The 1,141-nt window shown below is 66.8% G+C and carries 2 protein-coding genes; both read left to right on the top strand.

What is annotated here, in order from left to right:
- Positions 1-109: 109 nt before the first annotated feature.
- Positions 110-688, top strand: coding sequence for a transposase (locus KBX37_RS33930; protein WP_247659518.1), 579 nt, complete (start codon positions 110-112; stop codon positions 686-688).
- 19 nt (positions 689-707) lie between these two features.
- On the top strand, positions 708-1,141 hold a 434-nt coding region (locus KBX37_RS33925), incomplete at its 3' end, for a transposase (protein WP_210779894.1).

Here is a 1,141-nt window from a genome sequence, read left to right as displayed (position 1 = left end):
CCTGTCAGGCCAGGAGTCAACGCGCGAACCGGGGGCAGTACCTGCCCTGTCGTTCCCGTGGGTGGCCACCTGTCGATGTGTGGCTGAAGGGTGGTGGCCGGTGGAGGAGATGACCGAGGAGCCGGTGGAGCTGGTTACGCGGGTGTGCGCGATCGATATTGGCAAGGCGGGTCTGGTGGCGTGTGTGCGGGTGCCGCACGCGACCAGGCCGGAGCGGCGGGTGCAGGAGGTCCGCGAGTACGCGACGGTGACGCCGGCGTTGCTGGCGTTGGCGGACTGGCTGCGGGTTGAACGGGTTGAGCTGGTGGCGATGGAGGCCACGTCGAGTTACTGGAAGCCGGTGTTCTACCTGTTGGAGGCTGAGGGGTTCACCTGCTGGCTGCTCAATGCCCGCCACGTGAAGAATGTGCCGGGCCGGCCGAAGACCGACCGGCTGGATGCGGTGTGGCTGGCCAAGGTCGTGGAGCGGGGGATGTGCCGGCCGAGCCTGGTGCACCCCAAGCCGATCCGTCAACTGCGGGATGTGACCCGGTACCGGCGCAGCCTGGTTCGTGAGCAGACCAGGGAGAAGCAGCGGCTGGAGAAGACCCTCGAGGACGCGCAGATCAAGCTCGACTCGGTGATCAGTGACCTGCACGGGGTGTCGGGGCGGCAAATGCTGCAGGCCCTTATCGGCGCAGCAGCGTGACCCGAAGGTCCTCGCGGAGATGGCCCACGGTTCGATGCGCCGCAAGATCCCCCAGTTGCGTGAGGCGTTGACCGGTCACTTCGATGACCATCACGCCTTCATCTGCGCCACAATGCTGCGCCGCATCGACGCCCTCGCCGCGGACATCGCCGAGCTGGATGCCCGGATCGAGGAGATGATCGCCCCTTTCGCCCGGGCGGTGGAGAAGCTGGATGAGATCACCGGTATCGGTCTGCGTTCGGCTCAGGAGATCATCGCCGAGGTCGGGGTGGACATGAGCGTCTTCCCCACCCCCGCGCACTTGGTGTCCTGGGCGAAGTTCTCCCCGATCGACGCGCAATCGGCCGGCCGCAAAAAGGGCAACTCCACCGGCAAGGGCAACCCATGGCTGGCCGGCGCCGTTGGCGAGGTGGTCGCCGGACTCGCCCGAACCAATACCTTTCTCGGTGAGCG

The sequence above is a fragment of the Micromonospora sp. U56 genome (assembly GCF_018070095.1).
Lineage (GTDB): Bacteria > Actinomycetota > Actinomycetes > Mycobacteriales > Micromonosporaceae > Micromonospora > Micromonospora purpureochromogenes.
The sequence above is the reverse complement of the archived record's forward strand: the minus strand, read 5'-3'. Positions and strand labels throughout refer to the sequence as shown.

Coding starts and splice junctions, on each gene's coding strand:
- KBX37_RS33930 (WP_247659518.1), top strand. CDS start 110: ATGACCGAGGAGCCGGTGGAGCTGGTTACGCGGGTGTGCGCGATCGAT.